The 14,888-nt window shown below is 73.6% G+C and carries 14 protein-coding genes; 7 read left to right on the forward strand and 7 right to left on the reverse strand.

What is annotated here, in order from left to right; all coding sequences use genetic code 11:
- Positions 1–2 precede the first annotated feature (2 nt).
- Positions 3–2,477: a helicase-associated domain-containing protein gene (locus ABUL08_RS21530; protein WP_350931768.1), complete on the forward strand. Its 2,475-nt coding sequence runs from the start codon at positions 3–5 to the stop codon at positions 2,475–2,477.
- 31 nt (positions 2,478–2,508) lie between these two features.
- On the opposite strand, the gene ABUL08_RS21535 is transcribed toward ABUL08_RS21530, so the two are convergent.
- The gene (locus ABUL08_RS21535) at positions 2,509–3,369 is read right to left on the reverse strand and encodes a L,D-transpeptidase family protein (RefSeq protein ID WP_350931770.1); all 861 of its coding nucleotides are present in this window, start codon (positions 3,367–3,369) and stop codon (positions 2,509–2,511) included.
- Positions 3,370–3,539: 170 nt separating this feature from the next.
- Here ABUL08_RS21535 and ABUL08_RS21540 point away from each other — a divergent pair, with 170 nt between their 5' ends.
- Entirely contained in the window at positions 3,540–5,219 is a 1,680-nt protein-coding gene (locus ABUL08_RS21540) for a DNA repair helicase XPB (RefSeq protein ID WP_350931771.1), read from the forward strand.
- A 119-nt stretch (positions 5,220–5,338) separates the two neighbouring features.
- On the opposite strand, the gene ABUL08_RS21545 is transcribed toward ABUL08_RS21540, so the two are convergent.
- Positions 5,339–6,235, reverse strand: coding sequence for an RNA polymerase sigma-70 factor (locus ABUL08_RS21545; RefSeq protein ID WP_350931772.1), 897 nt, complete (start codon positions 6,233–6,235; stop codon positions 5,339–5,341).
- Between the two features lie 165 nt (positions 6,236–6,400).
- Between ABUL08_RS21545 and ABUL08_RS21550 the strand changes: the two genes are divergently transcribed.
- Positions 6,401–6,886 carry a carboxymuconolactone decarboxylase family protein gene (locus ABUL08_RS21550; protein ID WP_350931774.1) on the forward strand — a complete coding sequence of 162 codons (486 nt, stop codon included), beginning with the start codon at positions 6,401–6,403 and terminating at the stop codon, positions 6,884–6,886.
- Between the two features lie 121 nt (positions 6,887–7,007).
- On the opposite strand, the gene ABUL08_RS21555 is transcribed toward ABUL08_RS21550, so the two are convergent.
- On the reverse strand, positions 7,008–8,015 hold the full coding sequence (locus ABUL08_RS21555) for a zinc-dependent alcohol dehydrogenase family protein (protein ID WP_350931775.1): 1,008 nt from the start codon (positions 8,013–8,015) through the stop codon (positions 7,008–7,010).
- A 118-nt stretch (positions 8,016–8,133) separates the two neighbouring features.
- Between ABUL08_RS21555 and ABUL08_RS21560 the strand changes: the two genes are divergently transcribed.
- Positions 8,134–8,922, forward strand: coding sequence for a helix-turn-helix domain-containing protein (locus ABUL08_RS21560; protein ID WP_350931776.1), 789 nt, complete (start codon positions 8,134–8,136; stop codon positions 8,920–8,922).
- Here ABUL08_RS21560 and ABUL08_RS21565 read toward each other — a convergent pair.
- From ABUL08_RS21565 to ligD (ABUL08_RS21575), 3 genes are all read right to left on the reverse strand, one after another.
- Positions 8,919–9,674: a TIGR03089 family protein gene (locus ABUL08_RS21565; protein WP_350931777.1), complete on the reverse strand. Its 756-nt coding sequence runs from the start codon at positions 9,672–9,674 to the stop codon at positions 8,919–8,921. The genes ABUL08_RS21560 and ABUL08_RS21565 overlap by 4 nt on opposite strands.
- A gap of 63 nt (positions 9,675–9,737) precedes the next feature.
- Positions 9,738–10,652, reverse strand: a complete 915-nt coding sequence (gene ligD / locus ABUL08_RS21570) for a non-homologous end-joining DNA ligase (RefSeq protein ID WP_350931778.1) — start codon at positions 10,650–10,652, stop codon at positions 9,738–9,740.
- Positions 10,642–11,580 (reverse strand): non-homologous end-joining DNA ligase, encoded by a 939-nt coding sequence (gene ligD, locus ABUL08_RS21575; protein ID WP_350931779.1) that lies wholly within the window; start codon positions 11,578–11,580, stop codon positions 10,642–10,644. Before ligD (ABUL08_RS21575) ends, ligD (ABUL08_RS21570) begins: the two co-directional genes overlap by 11 nt.
- Before the next feature lie 85 nt (positions 11,581–11,665).
- Here ligD (ABUL08_RS21575) and ku point away from each other — a divergent pair, with 85 nt between their 5' ends.
- Entirely contained in the window at positions 11,666–12,673 is a 1,008-nt protein-coding gene (gene ku / locus ABUL08_RS21580) for a non-homologous end joining protein Ku (RefSeq protein ID WP_350931780.1), read from the forward strand.
- 3 nt (positions 12,674–12,676) lie between these two features.
- Here the strand turns inward: ku and ABUL08_RS21585 are convergent, their stop codons facing one another.
- Entirely contained in the window at positions 12,677–13,069 is a 393-nt protein-coding gene (locus tag ABUL08_RS21585; protein WP_350931781.1) for a PPOX class F420-dependent oxidoreductase, read from the reverse strand.
- Between the two features lie 153 nt (positions 13,070–13,222).
- Here ABUL08_RS21585 and ABUL08_RS21590 point away from each other — a divergent pair, with 153 nt between their 5' ends.
- Both ABUL08_RS21590 and ABUL08_RS21595 read left to right on the forward strand, forming a co-directional pair.
- A complete protein-coding gene (locus ABUL08_RS21590) occupies positions 13,223–13,891 on the forward strand; it encodes an FKBP-type peptidyl-prolyl cis-trans isomerase (RefSeq protein ID WP_350931782.1) in 669 nt (222 codons plus the stop codon).
- 114 nt (positions 13,892–14,005) lie between these two features.
- Positions 14,006–14,881, forward strand: a complete 876-nt coding sequence (locus ABUL08_RS21595) for an SCO6745 family protein (protein WP_449288911.1) — start codon at positions 14,006–14,008, stop codon at positions 14,879–14,881.
- Positions 14,882–14,888: the final 7 nt, after the last annotated feature.

Below are 14,888 nucleotides of genomic sequence, written 5' to 3' on the forward strand. Positions count from 1 at the left end.
CGATGACCACCTCACTCGCCGACCATCTGCGGACCCTGCCCGACGAGTCCCTGGCCGCCCTGCTCCAACTGCGGCCCGACCTCGTCGTGCCGGTGCCGGCCGACGTCTCCGCCCTCGCCATCCGCGCCCAGTCCCGGGTCTCCGTGGCCCGCGCCCTCGACGGGCTGGACCAGTTCACCCTGCTGATCCTGGACGCCGCCCGGCTCACCCGTGATCCGCAGGCGGGCAGCACCGCCACCGAGGCGATCCTGGCCATGGCCACCGCCGGTCCGCACCCGCCCGCCCCGACCGACGTCCGGGGCGCGGTGAACAAGCTTCGCGCGCTCTTCCTGCTGTACGGCCCCGAGCACGAGCTGCGCGTGGTGGGCGGCGTCGACGAGGTCGCCCCGTACCCGGCGGGTCTGGGCCGACCGGCGGCGGAGCTGGACTCACGCACGGCGGCCCTCTGCGCGGACCCGGCGAAGCTGCGGCGGACGCTGCTGGCCGCTCCCCCGTCGGCGCGGGCGATCCTGGACCGGCTCGCGGCCGGACCTCCGGTCGGCAGCGTGCCCCAGGGCGCGCTCCAGGCCCCCGCCGTCGGCGCGGAGGACAGCCTCCCCCCGGACGACACCAACGGGGGCGCGCCGACCGGCTCGCCGATCCGCTGGCTGGTCGACAACCGGCTGCTCGTCCCGGTCTCGGCGGGGCGCGGCAGCGGCACCGTCGAGCTGCCCCGCGAGGTCGGCCTGCTGCTGCGCCGCGACAGCGGCCCGCTCGGCCCGCTGCGGACCAGCCCGCCCGTGGTGGCGAGCCCGACGCGCGAGCCGAAGGCCGTCGACTCGGCCGGCGCGGGGCAGACCATGGAGGTGGTACGCCACACCGAGGCGCTGCTGGAGAGCCTCGCCGCCGAACCGGCCCCGGTGCTCCGCTCCGGCGGAGTGGGCGTCCGTGACCTGCGCCGACTCGCCCGGGCCCTCGGGCTGGACGACCCGACGACCGCGCTGCTGTTCGAGGTGGCGTACGCGGCGGGGCTGGTCGGCGAGCTGGAGCTGACCGGGAGCGCCAGCGCCCGCTACGGCGGCGACCAGCAGATCCTCCCCACCGGCGGGTACGAGGTGTGGCGCGCGGGCTCGCTCGCCCAGCGCTGGGAGCACCTGGCCCGGGCCTGGCTGGGGATGACCCGGCAGGTGGGGTTGGTCGGTCAACGGGACGAGCGGGACCGGCCGATCTCGGTCCTCTCCGCCGAGGCGGAACGGGCCGGCGCGCCGGCCGCCCGACGGGCCGTACTGGGGGTGCTGGCCGACCTGGAGCCGGCCACCGCGCCCACCCCGGACGAGGTGCTGGAGCTGCTGGACTGGCGGGCGCCCCGGCGCGCCCGGGGGCGGGAGACCGCGCACCGGGAGGTGCTGGCCGAGGCGGCCCAGCTCGGCGTGACCGGGCTCGGCGCGCTGACGTCGTACGGGCGGCTGCTGCTGGCCGACGTGGCCGAGGCCGACGAGCGGGGCGGGGACGACCCGCTCGGACTGCGCTCCGAGGCGGAGTCGGGTGACCCGTCGACGGCCGTCCGGGCACTGGACGGGCTGCTGCCCGCCCCGGTGGACCACTTCCTGGTGCAGGCCGACCTGACCGTGGTGGTGCCCGGCCCGCCCGATCCGGCGCTCGCCGGTGAGCTGGAGGTGGTGGCCGAGCACGAGTCGGCCGGTGGGGCGAGCGTGCACCGGGTCACCACGGCCAGTGTGCGGCGCGCCCTGGACGCCGGTTACACCGCCGACGACCTGCACGCCCTGTTCCGCCGCCGGTCGCGTACGCCGATCCCGCAGGGGTTGACCTATCTGGTGGACGACGTGGCCCGCAAGCACGGCGGCCTGCGGGTCGGCTCCGCCGGTGGGTACGTCCGCAGCGACGACGAGGCGCTGCTCACCGAGGTGCTGGCGGACCGGCGGTTGGAGCCGCTGGCGTTCCGGCGGCTCGCGCCGACGGTGCTGGCCACCCCGTACCAGGTGCAGCGGATGCTGCTCGCGCTCCGCGACGCCGGGTACGCGCCGGTGCCGGAGGACGCCAGCGGCGCGGCGGTGCTGGCCCGGCCGAAGACCCGGCGGGCGCCCGCCCGGGTGCCGGTGACCACCCGCAGCCTCGACCCGCTGGCCACCCCGAAGCTGCCGCTGCCCCGACTGCTGGGCGTGGTGGAGCAGATCCGGCGCGGCGAGGCGGCGGCGCGGGCGGCCCGGCGGGCCCCGGCGGTGGTCCGGGGCGGCGCGGCGCGTACCGGTCCGGCGCCCGCGCACGGGCACAACGAGGCGCTCGCGGTGCTCCAGCAGGCGGTCCGGGACAAGGCGCTGGTCTGGGTCGGGTACGTCGACGCGCACGGGGCGACCGCGTCCCGGCTGCTGCGGCCGGTGTCGATCGGCGCGGGTTACCTGCGCGCGGAGGACGAGCGGACGGAGATGCTGCACACCTTCGCCCTGCACCGGATCACCGCCGCCGTGCTGGAGGACTGAGCCGCCCGGCCGGCGGACCGGGCCGGCCGGATCAGGTGCCCGGGCGGCGGCCCATCACGACGACCCGGGTGCCGACGGAGCCCAGCTCCCAGAGCCGGACCGCGTCGGCGTGCAGCAGGTTGACGCAGCCGTGCGACCCGATCGCCGAGTTGTGCAGGTACGTCGTGGTCTCGTGGAAGCCGATCCCGCCGTTGAACTGCTGCCAGTACGGCAGCCACACCTCGTACGGGTTGGACCACTCCTTCAGGTTCCGCCCGCCGACGGAGTACGTGCCGGCCGGGGTGGCGTACCCGGCCATGCCGGTGCGGGTGACGGTCGGGCCGAGCACGACCGTGCCGCCCCGCATCGCCCAGACGGTCTGCCGGGTCAGGTCGACGCAGAAGGTCAGCCCCGACCCGCCCTTGCACCGGTGTACGTCGGTGTCGGCGAGCCGCTTCGCCACGTCGTACGTGGTGGCGCCGGCGCGACCGGCGGCGGGGCTGATGCCGTACCGGCGCTGGAACTTCTTGATCGCGGCGCAGTCGGCGGCGGACTGCTTCCCGTCGACGGTCAGCTTCCCGAACCCGCCCAACCGCGTCAGGTACGTCTCCACGGCCCGCTGGTGCTCACCCTCCGGGCAGCCGGTGAACCCCGTCGGCTTCGGCTTGGCGCTCGGCGTACGGCTGGGGGTCGGGGTGGCGGTGCGGCTCGGCACCGGGGTCGGGGACGCGGTGGGTCGCCGGCTCGGCGCGGGCGGCGCGCTCGCCCCCGATGCCTGTTCCGTCACGCCGACGGGTGCCGGCGCGGCGGCACCGGACCCGTCGCCCTGCGGATCGAGCGCGCACGCTCCGACGCCGGCCAACACGACAACTGCCAGGGCGACGACCCGAGCGACGAAACGGACACGCGGCATGGGTCCTCCATTGACAGTCGTCCCGCTTCCTAGACGTACGGGATGACCATCACGTTGCCTGTCGCGCGCAACTTTTTCCGGACCCCGCGCGGCGTGCAACACTGGATGGTCGGCCTTCGGCAGGTCAGCCGGGATCGGGCGACGCTTTCGGCAAGGGAGAGGACACTGTCTTGAGCGGTGGACCACTGATCGTGCAGTCGGACAAGACCCTGCTGCTGGAGATCGACCACCCCGACGCGCAGGCCTGCCGGATGGCGATCGCGCCCTTCGCCGAGTTGGAGCGCTCCCCCGAGCACGTGCACACCTACCGGCTCACTCCGCTGGGGCTGTGGAACGCGCGGGCCGCCGGGCACGACGCGGAGAGCGTGGTCGACTCGCTGCTCAAGTACTCCCGCTATCCGGTGCCGCACGCGCTGCTGGTCGACGTGGCCGACACGATGGACCGGTACGGCCGGCTCCAGCTCGCCAACGACCCGGCGCACGGCCTGGTGCTGCGCGCCCTGGACCGTCTCGTGCTGATCGAGGTGGCGAAGAGCAAGAAGCTCGCCGGCATGCTCGGCAACAAGATCGACGACGACACCATCCAGGTGCACCCGTCGGAGCGGGGCCGGCTCAAGCAGGCGCTGCTCAAGCTCGGCTGGCCCGCCGAGGACCTGGCCGGTTACGTGGACGGCGAGGCGCACCCGATCGAGCTGGCGGAGGACGGCGGCGACGGCGGCAGGCCGTTCACGCTGCGGTCGTACCAGCGGGAGGCCGTCGAGGCGTTCTGGGCCGGCGGGTCGGGTGTCGTGGTGCTGCCCTGCGGTGCCGGCAAGACGCTGGTCGGGGCGGCCGCGATGGCCGAGGCGAAGGCGACCACGCTGATCCTGGTCACCAACACGGTCGCCGGCCGGCAGTGGAAGCGCGAGCTGATCGCCCGCACCTCGCTCACCGAGGACGAGATCGGCGAGTACTCGGGCGAGCGCAAGGAGATCCGCCCGGTCACCATCGCCACGTACCAGGTGCTCACCTCGCGGCGCGGCGGCGCGTTCACCCACCTGGACCTCTTCGGGGCCCGCGACTGGGGCCTGGTCGTCTACGACGAGGTCCACCTGCTGCCCGCGCCGATCTTCCGCTTCACCGCGGACCTCCAGGCCCGCCGCCGGCTGGGCTTGACGGCGACTCTGGTACGCGAGGACGGCCGCGAAGGCGACGTGTTCAGCCTGATCGGCCCCAAGCGCTACGACGCGCCGTGGAAGGACATCGAGTCCCAGGGCTGGATCGCCCCCGCCGAGTGCACCGAGGTACGGGTGACGCTGACCGACGCCGAGCGGATGGCGTACGCGACGGCCGAGGCCGAGGAGCGCTACCGGATGGCGGCGACGGCCCGCACGAAGCTGCCGGTGGTCAAGGCGCTCGTGGACCGGCACCCGGAGGACCAGGTGCTGGTGATCGGCGGGTACATCGACCAGTTGCACCAGCTCGGGGAATACCTGGACGCGCCGATCATCCAGGGGTCCACCACCAACAAGGAGCGGGAGCGGCTCTTCGACGCGTTCCGCTCGGGTGAGGTGCGGACGCTGGTGATCTCCAAGGTCGGGAACTTCTCCATCGACCTGCCGGAGGCGGCGGTGGCGATCCAGGTGTCCGGGACGTTCGGGTCGCGGCAGGAGGAGGCGCAGCGGTTGGGCCGGGTGCTCCGCCCGAAGGCCGACAAGCGCCAGGCCCACTTCTACACGGTCGTCTCCCGCGACACCATCGACACCGAGTACGCGGCCCACCGCCAGCGCTTCCTCGCCGAGCAGGGGTACGCGTACACCATCGTGGACGCCGACGACGTCCTCGGCCCGTCCCTGCCCTCGTTCGACTGACCCGCCGAACCGCGCCGGGTGCCCTTCGTGGGCGCTACAGCTTTGATGACGTAGCTGAATCAGCCGGCCGCGAGCGCCCGGTCGGGGAGCCGGGCACCGTCGCTGGCTGACGCAGAGGGTCAGCGGCGGAGCGTCGTCTCACGGTCCATGCGGGACAGCTTCTCCGGGTTGCGGACGGCGTAGATGCCGGTGATCAGGCCGTCGTCGATCCGCAGGGCCAGCACGCTGTCGAGTTCGCCGTCGAGCTGGACGACCAGCGCCGGATGCCCGTTGACCTGCGTCGACCGCCACGACGTGTGGTCGGCGATCCGGCCCCAGCCGCCGGCCAGCAGCCGGGCCACCTTGTCCACCCCGACGATCGGCCGGGGCACAGCCTGCTTGACGCCACCGCCGTCGCCGAGCAGCACCACGTCCGGCGCGAGGATGTCGAGCAGTCCTTGCAGGTCGCCGGTGTCCAGGGCGCGCCGAAACGCGTCGAGCGCGTGCCGGGTCTCGGCGGCCGACACGGCCTGGCGGGGGCGGCGGGCGGCGACGTGCGCCCGGGCGCGGTGGGCGATCTGCCGGACCGCGGCGGGGCTCTTGTCGACGGCCTCGGCGATCTCGTCGTACCCGAGGTCGAAGACCTCGCGCAGCACGAACACCGCGCGTTCGGTCGGCGCGAGGGTCTCCAGCACCAGCAGCATCGCCATCGAGACGCTCTCGGCCAGCGCCACGTCCTCGGCCACGTCGGGGGTGGTGAGCAGCGGCTCGGGCAGCCACGGGCCGACGTACGACTCCTTGCGGCGCCCCAGCGTGCGCAGCCGGGTGAGCGCCTGGCGGGTGGTGATCCGCACCAGGTAGGCGCGCTGCTCGCGGACCGTGCCCAGGTCGACGCCCGCCCACCGCAGCCAGGTCTCCTGGAGTACGTCCTCCGCGTCCGCCGCCGAGCCCAACATCTCGTAGGCGACGGTGAAGAGCAGGTTGCGGTGCGCGAGGAACACCTCGGTGGCCGGGTCCGTCGGGGGCGTGTCCGTCATCGGTGACTCCTCTTCACTCGCACTGCGTCCCCCACGAGATGCCGGACCGCGCCGCCGTGTGACACCGGAAGGCTGTGGCGGTCGCCACCCGGTCGCGCCGTCACAGCGTGCCGACCGTCGGCATCTCATGGTCGTCCCATCGGAACAGAGCGAAGGACGGAAGCCATGGACGCCCGATTCAACCTCTTCGAGAACGAGCTGGCCATGAGGTTCGCCAAGCGGTTCGCCAACGCCGGCCTGGTGATCCAGCAGTCGCCGCTGCCGAAGGCCACGCAGGAACTGGTGTCGCTGCGGGCCAGCCAGATCAACGGCTGCGGCTGGTGCATCGACATGCACACCAAAGACGCCCTGGCCGACGGGGAGAGCGCAATCCGCCTCAACCTCGTCGCCGCATGGCGCGAGTCGACCGTTTTCACCGAGGCGGAGCAGGCCGCGCTGGCGCTCGCCGAGGAGGGCACCCGGCTCGCCGACGCCCACCAGGGTGTCTCCGACGAGACGTGGGCGCAGGTCCGCAAGCACTACGACGACGACCAGGTCGCCGCGTTGGTCTCCCTGGTCGCCCTGATCAACGCGGCCAACCGGTTCGCGGTGATCGTGCACCAGCGTGGCGGCTCCTACCAGCCCGGCATGTTCGCCGACGCCTTCAACTGACCCAACCGGCTCCCGCCCGGGGCCGGGCGGAAAGGGCTCCATGATCGCCTGCACGCGACGGCACTGTCGATCGGCGTGTCGGTGCGCTGAGGTGCAAGCGATCATGGAGCCCGAGCCGTCGTCAGGGAGTGCGGGGTGGGACGGTGATGACGACCTTGCCGAAGGGGTCGGCCGACTCGTAGTACCGGAACGCGGCGACCGCCTCGTCGAAGGGGAAGACGCGGTCGATCACCGGGCGGAGCCCGTTCGCCTCGATCGCGCGGTTCATCGCCACGAACTGGGCACGGCTGCCGATCGCGACCGGGCGGACGGTGGCGCCGGCGGCGAAGAGCAGCCCGGAGTCGACCGCGGGCCGTTCACCGGCGCGGAACCCGACGCAGGCCACCTGCCCCGCCAGCGCCACCGACCGCAGCGACCGTTCCAGGTCCCCGACCACGTCCACCACCCGGTCCACCCCGCGACCGCCGGTCAGCCCCCGCACCCGAAGCTGCCATTCCGGGTACGTCCGCCGGTCCACCACCTCACCCGCGCCGAGCCCCGCCAGCCGGGCCGCCTTGCCGGGGTCACCCGTCGTGGCGATTACCCGGGCACCCAGCAGCCGGGCGAACTGCACGGCGAACAGCGACACCCCGCCCGACCCGAGGGTGAGCACCACGTCGCCGGGCCGTACCCCTTCCAGCGCGTTCCAGGCGGTGACCGCCGCACAGGGCAGCGTCGCCGCCTCCTCGTCCGACAGGTGCGCCGGGACGGGCACGAGCGCCGACGCCGGCAGGACGGCATACTCGGTGAGCATGCCGTCGAGCGAGCCGCCCAACTGCTCCAGGTACGCCGGCTCCAACGGCCCGTCCCGCCAGTACGGGAAGACCGCCGCCGCCACCCGCTCCCCGTCGACCGGCCAGTCGACGCCCGGCCCGCGCGCCACCACCACACCCACCCCGTCGGAGACCGGCACCACGTCGGGCCGGACCGGGAGGACGTAGTTCCCGCGCAGAATCATCAGTTCCCGGAAACTCAGCGAGACCGCGCGGACCGCCACCAGCACCTCGCCAGGCCCCGGCGTGGGCCGCTCGTGCTCGCGTACCGCCAGGCCGGCGATGCCCGCCCTCGAATCGACGTGGAAGCTGCGCATGGGTCGAGTCCTCTCCGTCGGGCATCGCCGGTCGAGTCGACCTTTCCGCCGCGGGTGCCGCCGGACAATTCCCCGGAGGGAATGGCGGCGGGGCAGCGGTGGGAGTAGACACGGTCCGGTGACCGTCCTGTCCGAACCCGACGAATACGCGACGGTGCTGCGCCGGTGGCGGACCCGTCGCCGGGTCAGCCAGCTCGAACTGGCGCTGCGCGCCGGCACCACCCAGCGGCACGTCAGCTTCATCGAGAGCGGGCGGTCCCGCCCCGGGCGGGCCATGCTGATCCGGCTGGCCGAGTCGTTGGAGGTGCCGCTGCGGGACCGCAACGCGCTGCTGCTGGCCGCCGGCTACGCGCCCGCGTACCCGGAGAACCGGTTCGACGGTCCCGGCCTCGCCGCCGTCCGCACGGCCCTGGAGCGGGTGCTGGCCGGGCATCTGCCCTTTCCGGCGGTGGTGGTCGACCGGGCCGGCACGCTGCTGCTGGCGAACGCCGCCTTCACCGCGCTGACCGCGCCGGCCGCGCCGGAACTGCTGGTGCCGCCGGTGAGCGTGCCCCGGGTGCTGCTGCACCCCGACGGGCTCGCGCCGCTGATCGTCAACCTCGACGAGTGGGCCTGGCACGTGATCGACCGGCTGCGCGCCGAGTCGGTCCGCAACCCGGACCCTCGCCTGGTCGCGCTGGTCACCGAACTCGCCGCGCTCGCCCCGGACCGGCCCCGGGAGCCGGGCCCGGACTACGTCGGCTTCGCCGTACCGTTGCGGTTGCGGCACCGCGACGGCGAGCTGCGGCTGCTGACCACGCTGACCCATTTCGGTACGGCGGTGGACGTCTCCCTGGCCGAGCTGCGGATGGAGGCGTTCCTCCCCGCCGACGGGCACACCGCCGCCGCCCTGACCGCCCTGACCTAGAGGGTGTGGGTGACGCCCTCGGCGGCGATCCGGGCGTCGCGGATGGCCGGGTCGAGGTGCGCGCAGAGCACCACCGAGGCGCCGACCGACAGGGGCGCCAGCAGCCACTTCAGCGGCTGCTCGTGCTCGGCGGCGTCGACCAGCAGCCGGTCCCCGGCGCGCAGGTCGAGCCGCCCGGCGACCTCCGCCGCCAGCCGGCCCCACGCGCCGTAGCTGGTGCCGTCCGGGCTGGCCGGATCCGCCGGGTGGATGGTGGTGTACGCCGGCGTGGTGGCCGGGTGCCGCAGCACCTCCGCCGACCAGTCCAGCCATCCGACCGGCACCTCGGTCAGCGGGGCGGGACCGGTGCCGACCAGATAGCGGTGGGTCCCCTCGGGCACGTCCTCCAGCCAGTCGTCGAGCCGCTCGGGAGTCACGAGGACCGCGTCGTACGGTCGGTCGCCGCCCGGTTCGAGCACCGGCAGCCCGGCGGTCGCCCGGGGCCGGAACGACACCGTCAGCCCGACCGACCACGCCCCCAGCAGCACCGCCGCGGTACGCCAGTGCGGCGGAAGCAGCACCGCGACCCGGCTGCCCGGGCCCAGTCCGCAGCCGTCCCGCAGCAGCCCCGCGCTCCGCGCCGCCCACTCACCGAGTCGGGCTGCGCTCAGCTCCGTCCGCTCTCCCGTGGCGTCGTCCAGGTAGGTCAGCAGCGGCGGCAGGGCGTCGCCCGGCAGCTCGACCGGGGCGGATACGGGCGGGTGAACGGCCATGACGAGCACCCTAGCCACTGCCGGGGTGGCGACTCCAGACGCCGGGACGGCCCGACCCGCCGGTCAGCGGGTGGGGAGTTCGGGGCCGCCGTCGAGCAGCGGGGCGAGCAGGTCGCCGGACTTCTCGACCCGCTTCAGCACCTCCGTCGCCGTGTACGGCTTCGCCGACGGCCGCTTCCCCGCCGCTCCCGCCTCCACCTCGTCCCAGGTCAGCGGCGTCGACACCGACGGCACCGACTGGGCGCGCAGCGAGTACGGCGCCACCGTCGTCTTCGCCGCGTTGTTCTGGCTCCAGTCGATGAAGACCTTCCCGGGCCGCAGGTTCTTCGCCATCTTCGACACGATCAGCTTCGGGTGCGCCTGCTCCAGCTCCTGCGCGATGCGGCGGGCGTAGGCCGACACGTCGTCGGCGTCCTGGGTGCCGGCGATCGGGCAGCAGAGCTGCATCCCCTTCTTGCCCGACGTCTTCGGATACGCCTCCACCCCGTCGCGGGCGAGCCGGTCGCGCATCAGCAGCGCCACCTGGCAGCACTGCTTCAGTGCGGCGGGCGCGCCCGGGTCCAGGTCGACGACCATCATGTCCGGGTGTGCGCCGATCCTCCACTGTGGGGTGTGCAGCTCCAGGGCGGCGAGGTTGGCCAGCCAGACCAGGGTGGGCAGGTCGTCGGCGACCACGTAGTCGATGGTCTCCCGGCCCTTGCTGGAGCCGGGGGCGGGGAGGTTCTCGGTGCGTACCCAGGCGGGGGTGGCGGCGGGGGCGTTCTTCTCGAAGAAGGAGCCACCGGTCACGCCGTTGGGGAAGCGGATCCGGGTCAGCGCCCGGTCGGTCAGGTGCGGCAGCAGCACCGGGGCGATCCGGGTGTAGTAGTCGATCACCTCGCCCTTGGTGAACGCCGCCTCCGGATAGAGCACCTTGTCCAGGTTCGACAGTTCCAGCGAGCGTCCCTCGACGTCCACCTTCAACCGGTCAGCCGGCATCATCGACCTCCTCGGGGGGCTTGTCGGGGCGCAGCCGCAGGATCCGGGGGAAGCGCAGCCGGCCGTCGGGGGTGCGCTGGCCGTACTTCACCTCCACCACGACCTGCGGTGTCACCCAGATCGCCCCCCGGGCATCCTCGCGCGGCACGTCCCCGGCGAACGGCGACGCGCCGGTGCGCAGCGGTTCCAGCTCGCGCAGCAGTTCCCGCTCGATGGCCGCGCCGATGCCGCCGCCGACCCGTCCCCGATAGATCAGCCGCCCGTCGGGGCCGGGCACGCCGACCAGCAGGCCGCCGATCTTCCGCGCGCCGGGCCGCCAGCCGCCCACCACGAAGTCGGCGGTGACCTCCAGCTTGACCTTCACCCAGTCCGGCGAGCGCACCCCGGGCCGGTAGGCCGAGTCGACCCGCTTGGCCATCACCCCTTCGAGGCCGTGCTCGCCGGCCGCCTCGTAGGTGGCCGGGCCGTCGCCGAAGCGGGGCGGCACCGCCCACCGGGCCGCGCCGAGCCCGAGCGCCTCCAGCGCCGCCCGCCGCTCCTCGTAGGGCCGGCCGGTCAGGTCCTCACCGCGCAACCGGAGCAGGTCGAAGATCATGTACGTGACGGGGACGCTGGCCGCCAGCCGGGCCGCCTTGGCCGCGTTACGGACGTGCATCCGCTCGGCGAGCGCGGTGAACGAGGGCTGGCCGTCGGTGAAGAGCACCACCTCGCCGTCGAGCAGCGCGTCGTCGACCTGCTCGGCGAGGGGGATCAGCTCCGGATAGGCGACGGTGACGTCCACGCCCGAACGGGCGTACAGGTGCTGCCGGCCGCCGACGATGTCGGCGAGCGCCCGGACCCCGTCCCACTTGAACTCGTACGCCCAGCCGGCAGCGGCCGGGAGCTGCCCGGTCATCGCGAGCATCGGCTTCAACGGCGCGCCGGACACCTCCTGACTGTAGTTGCGCACGGAAGCGCGTGCGTCCCCTTCGATCATTTGCGATCCTGATCAGAACCGGGGAGAGGAGCGCGGTATGCGGGCGATCTGGAAGGGAGCGGTGTCCTTCGGGCTGGTGTCGATCGGGGTGAAGGTCTATTCGGCCACCGAGGAGAAGGACATCCGGTTCCATCAGGTGCACCGCGAGGACGGCGGCCGCATCCGGTACAAGCGCACCTGCTCGGTCTGCGGCGAGGAGGTCACCTACGACGACATCGCCAAGGGGTACGACATCGGCGGCGGCGAGATGGTGATCCTGACCGACGAGGACTTCGCCGAGCTGCCGCTGACCACCTCGCACGCGATCGACGTGCTGGAGTTCGTACCGGCCGAGCAGGTCGACCCGATCCTCTACAACAAGGCGTACTTCCTGGAGCCGGAGGGGACGGCGGCGAAGCCGTACGTGCTGCTGCGGGACGCGCTGGCCGACTCGGAGCGGGTGGCGATCGTCAAGGTGGCGCTGCGCCAGCGGGAACAGCTCGCCACCCTGCGGGTCCGCGAGGGGGTGCTGCTGCTCAACACGATGCTCTGGCCGGACGAGGTGCGTACCCCCGATTTCGGTTTCCTGGACGAGGACCTGAAGGTCCGGCCCCCGGAGCTGGCGATGGCCAGCTCCCTGATCGACTCGATGGCCGGCGAGTTCGAGCCGGACGCCTTCACCGACGACTACCGGGCGGCGTTGCAGGAGGTCATCGACGCGAAGGTCGAGGGGCGTGAGGTGGTCCAGCCGGAGGAGGAAGAGGCCGCCCCGGCCGCCGCGGCGGACCTGATGGCGGCGCTGAAGGCGTCGGTGGAGCGGGCCCGGCAGGCCCGGGGCGAGCAGCCCGAGGGCGGGGCCGGCGAACCGACCCCGATCTCGGCCGCGCGGTCGGCCCAGAAGGCGGCGAAGGCGCAGAAGGCGCCGGCCAGGAAGGCGCCCGCGAAGAAGGCCGCGGCGAAGAAGACGGCCGCCAAGAAGGCGGAACCGGCCAAGAAGACCGCCGCGAAGAAGACCACCGAGAAGAAGGCCCCCGCCAAGAAGGCCGCCCCCCGCAAGACCGCCTGAGGCTCAGCCGCGGCCGAGCTTGGCGGTGGGGGTGATCCGGACGATGACGCGCTCCTCGCCGGGCCGGCGGAACGGGTAGGTCTCCTGCCCGAGGTACTTCTGCGCCATCCGGTCGATGTGCTCGTCGGCGCCCTCGGTGACGAACTCGGCGGTGCCCTTCACCCAGAGGGTGCGGAAGTCGTCCGCCCGGTCGACGACGGAGACCCCGACCACCGGGTCCCGCTCGATGTTCAGGTACTTCTGCCGGCCCTTCGCCGTGTTGAACAGGATGTGCTCGCCGTCGGTGTCCACCCAGACCGGGGTGACGTGCGGGCTGCCGTCGGGATCGATGGTGGCCACGTGGGCGAGCTGCGGCTCGGCGAGCAGGGCCAGGTCTTCGTCGGTGAGGATCGCCATGGTCGAGAAACTACTACCGCGGCGTCCCGCTGTCGGCCGGGAAGTCCGATCCCGACCGGGCGAAGGAGCACGCGGGGCGTCCGGGCGGGTACCGTGTGCGCTGGTCTCGGCGGCGGCCGCCGGGCCGCACCCACCACCCAGCAGGGAGTCGACGTGAGCGAGCGCGTGCAGAACCGGTCGGCGGGCCAGGGCCCGGGCAGCAAGGCGGAACGGCGGCTCGCCGCCCAGCTGGCGGCGAAGAAGGCCGCCGAGGCGAAGCGCCGCCGGCAGTCGATCCTGGGTGCGGCCGCCGGTGTCCTCGCGGTGGTGGCGCTGGTGGGCGGCCTGGTCTGGATGAACAGCGGCGACGACGACAAGAAGTCGACGGCCGCCGCCCCGTCGGCGGAGGCCACCGCGCCGGCCCAGGAGCAGCCCACCGCCCCCGCTCCGCAGCAGCTCCCGCCGGGGGCCGACCCGGCGCTGGCGAAGGAGCCGAAGGTCGGCCCCGGCAAGGGTGAGCTGACCAAGCTGACGGTGACCACCCTGATCAAGGGGAAGGGCCCGGCGGTGAAGGCCGGCCAGCAGATCACCACCAACTACGTGGGCGTGCTCTACAAGGACGGGAAGCAGTTCGACTCGTCGTGGAGCCGGGGCGAGCCGGCCACCTTCGGCATCGGCGTCGGCCAGGTCATCCCGGGCTGGGACAAGGGCCTCGTCGGGGTGCCGGTGGGCAGCCGGGTGCAGCTCGACATCCCAGCCGAGCTGGCATACGGCAAGACCCCGCCGCAGGGTGCCCCGGTCGGCCCGCTGCGCTTCGTCGTCGACGTGCTCGCCGCCCAGTAGGTCACAACAGTCTTCCGTCCGGTCACCTACCGGCAGTAGGTTCACAGTCACCGTGGGCGGTTCGCTGCGCCCACGGTGACTCTGTCACCCGACGCGGAGGTGCACGTGGCGGCGCTGGACGACGACCTCGGGCTGGCCCGGGTGATGTGGACGCAGTTCGAGTCCGTCCACTCGGTGACCTACTTCCATCCGCGCGCCCGCGCCGCGTACGAGGCGGTCGGGTTGCGCGGGTACTGGCGGGGCTACTTCGCCGGCCGGACCGCGCCGCTCGGGGCCGTCGAGGCACCGCCGGTGATCGCCGTCTTCTTCAACTTCGCCCCGCGCATGGTGGAGCGGGCGTTGCCGTCGGTGTGGCGGCTGGCCACCCCGGCGGAGGCGCTGCGCGCCCGGCTCACCGGGGCGGTGCAGGCGCTCGCCGAGTTCACCTACGAGCTGCCCGAGTCGCACCTGGTCGAGGCGGCCGAGCTGCTGGAGGCCGCAGCCGGCGAGGTGGAGGTCGCCGGCCGGGTGCTCGGCGCCGCGAACGCGGCCCTGCCGGCCGGGGAATATCCGCTGGCCCGGCTCTGGCAGGCCGCGACGACGCTGCGCGAGCACCGCGGTGACGGGCACGTCGGCGCGCTGGTGTCGACCGGGCTGGACCCGGTGGAGGTGCTGGCCTGGCGGTGCCGGGTGGACCAGTCCCGCGAGTTCCACCGGATGGCCCGTGGCTGGACCGACGAGGAGTGGGCGGCGGCCGAGGACCGGCTGGTCGACAGGGGCTGGCTGACCGCCGACCGGGCACCGACCCCGCACGGCACGGACGCCTTCCGGGCCGTCGAGGAGGCCACCGACCGGGCGGCGGCCGGGCCCTGGCGGGCGCTGGGCGCGGAGCGTACGGAGCGGCTGCGTGAGCTGCTCGACCCGATCGTGCGCCGCTGCCGGACGATCATCCCGAGGCAGAGCCCGATGGGCCGGCCGGCCGCCGAGGAGACCCCGGCACCCGCGCGCTGATCCGGCC

The sequence above is a fragment of the Micromonospora sp. CCTCC AA 2012012 genome (assembly GCF_040499845.1).
Lineage (GTDB): Bacteria > Actinomycetota > Actinomycetes > Mycobacteriales > Micromonosporaceae > Micromonospora > Micromonospora mangrovi.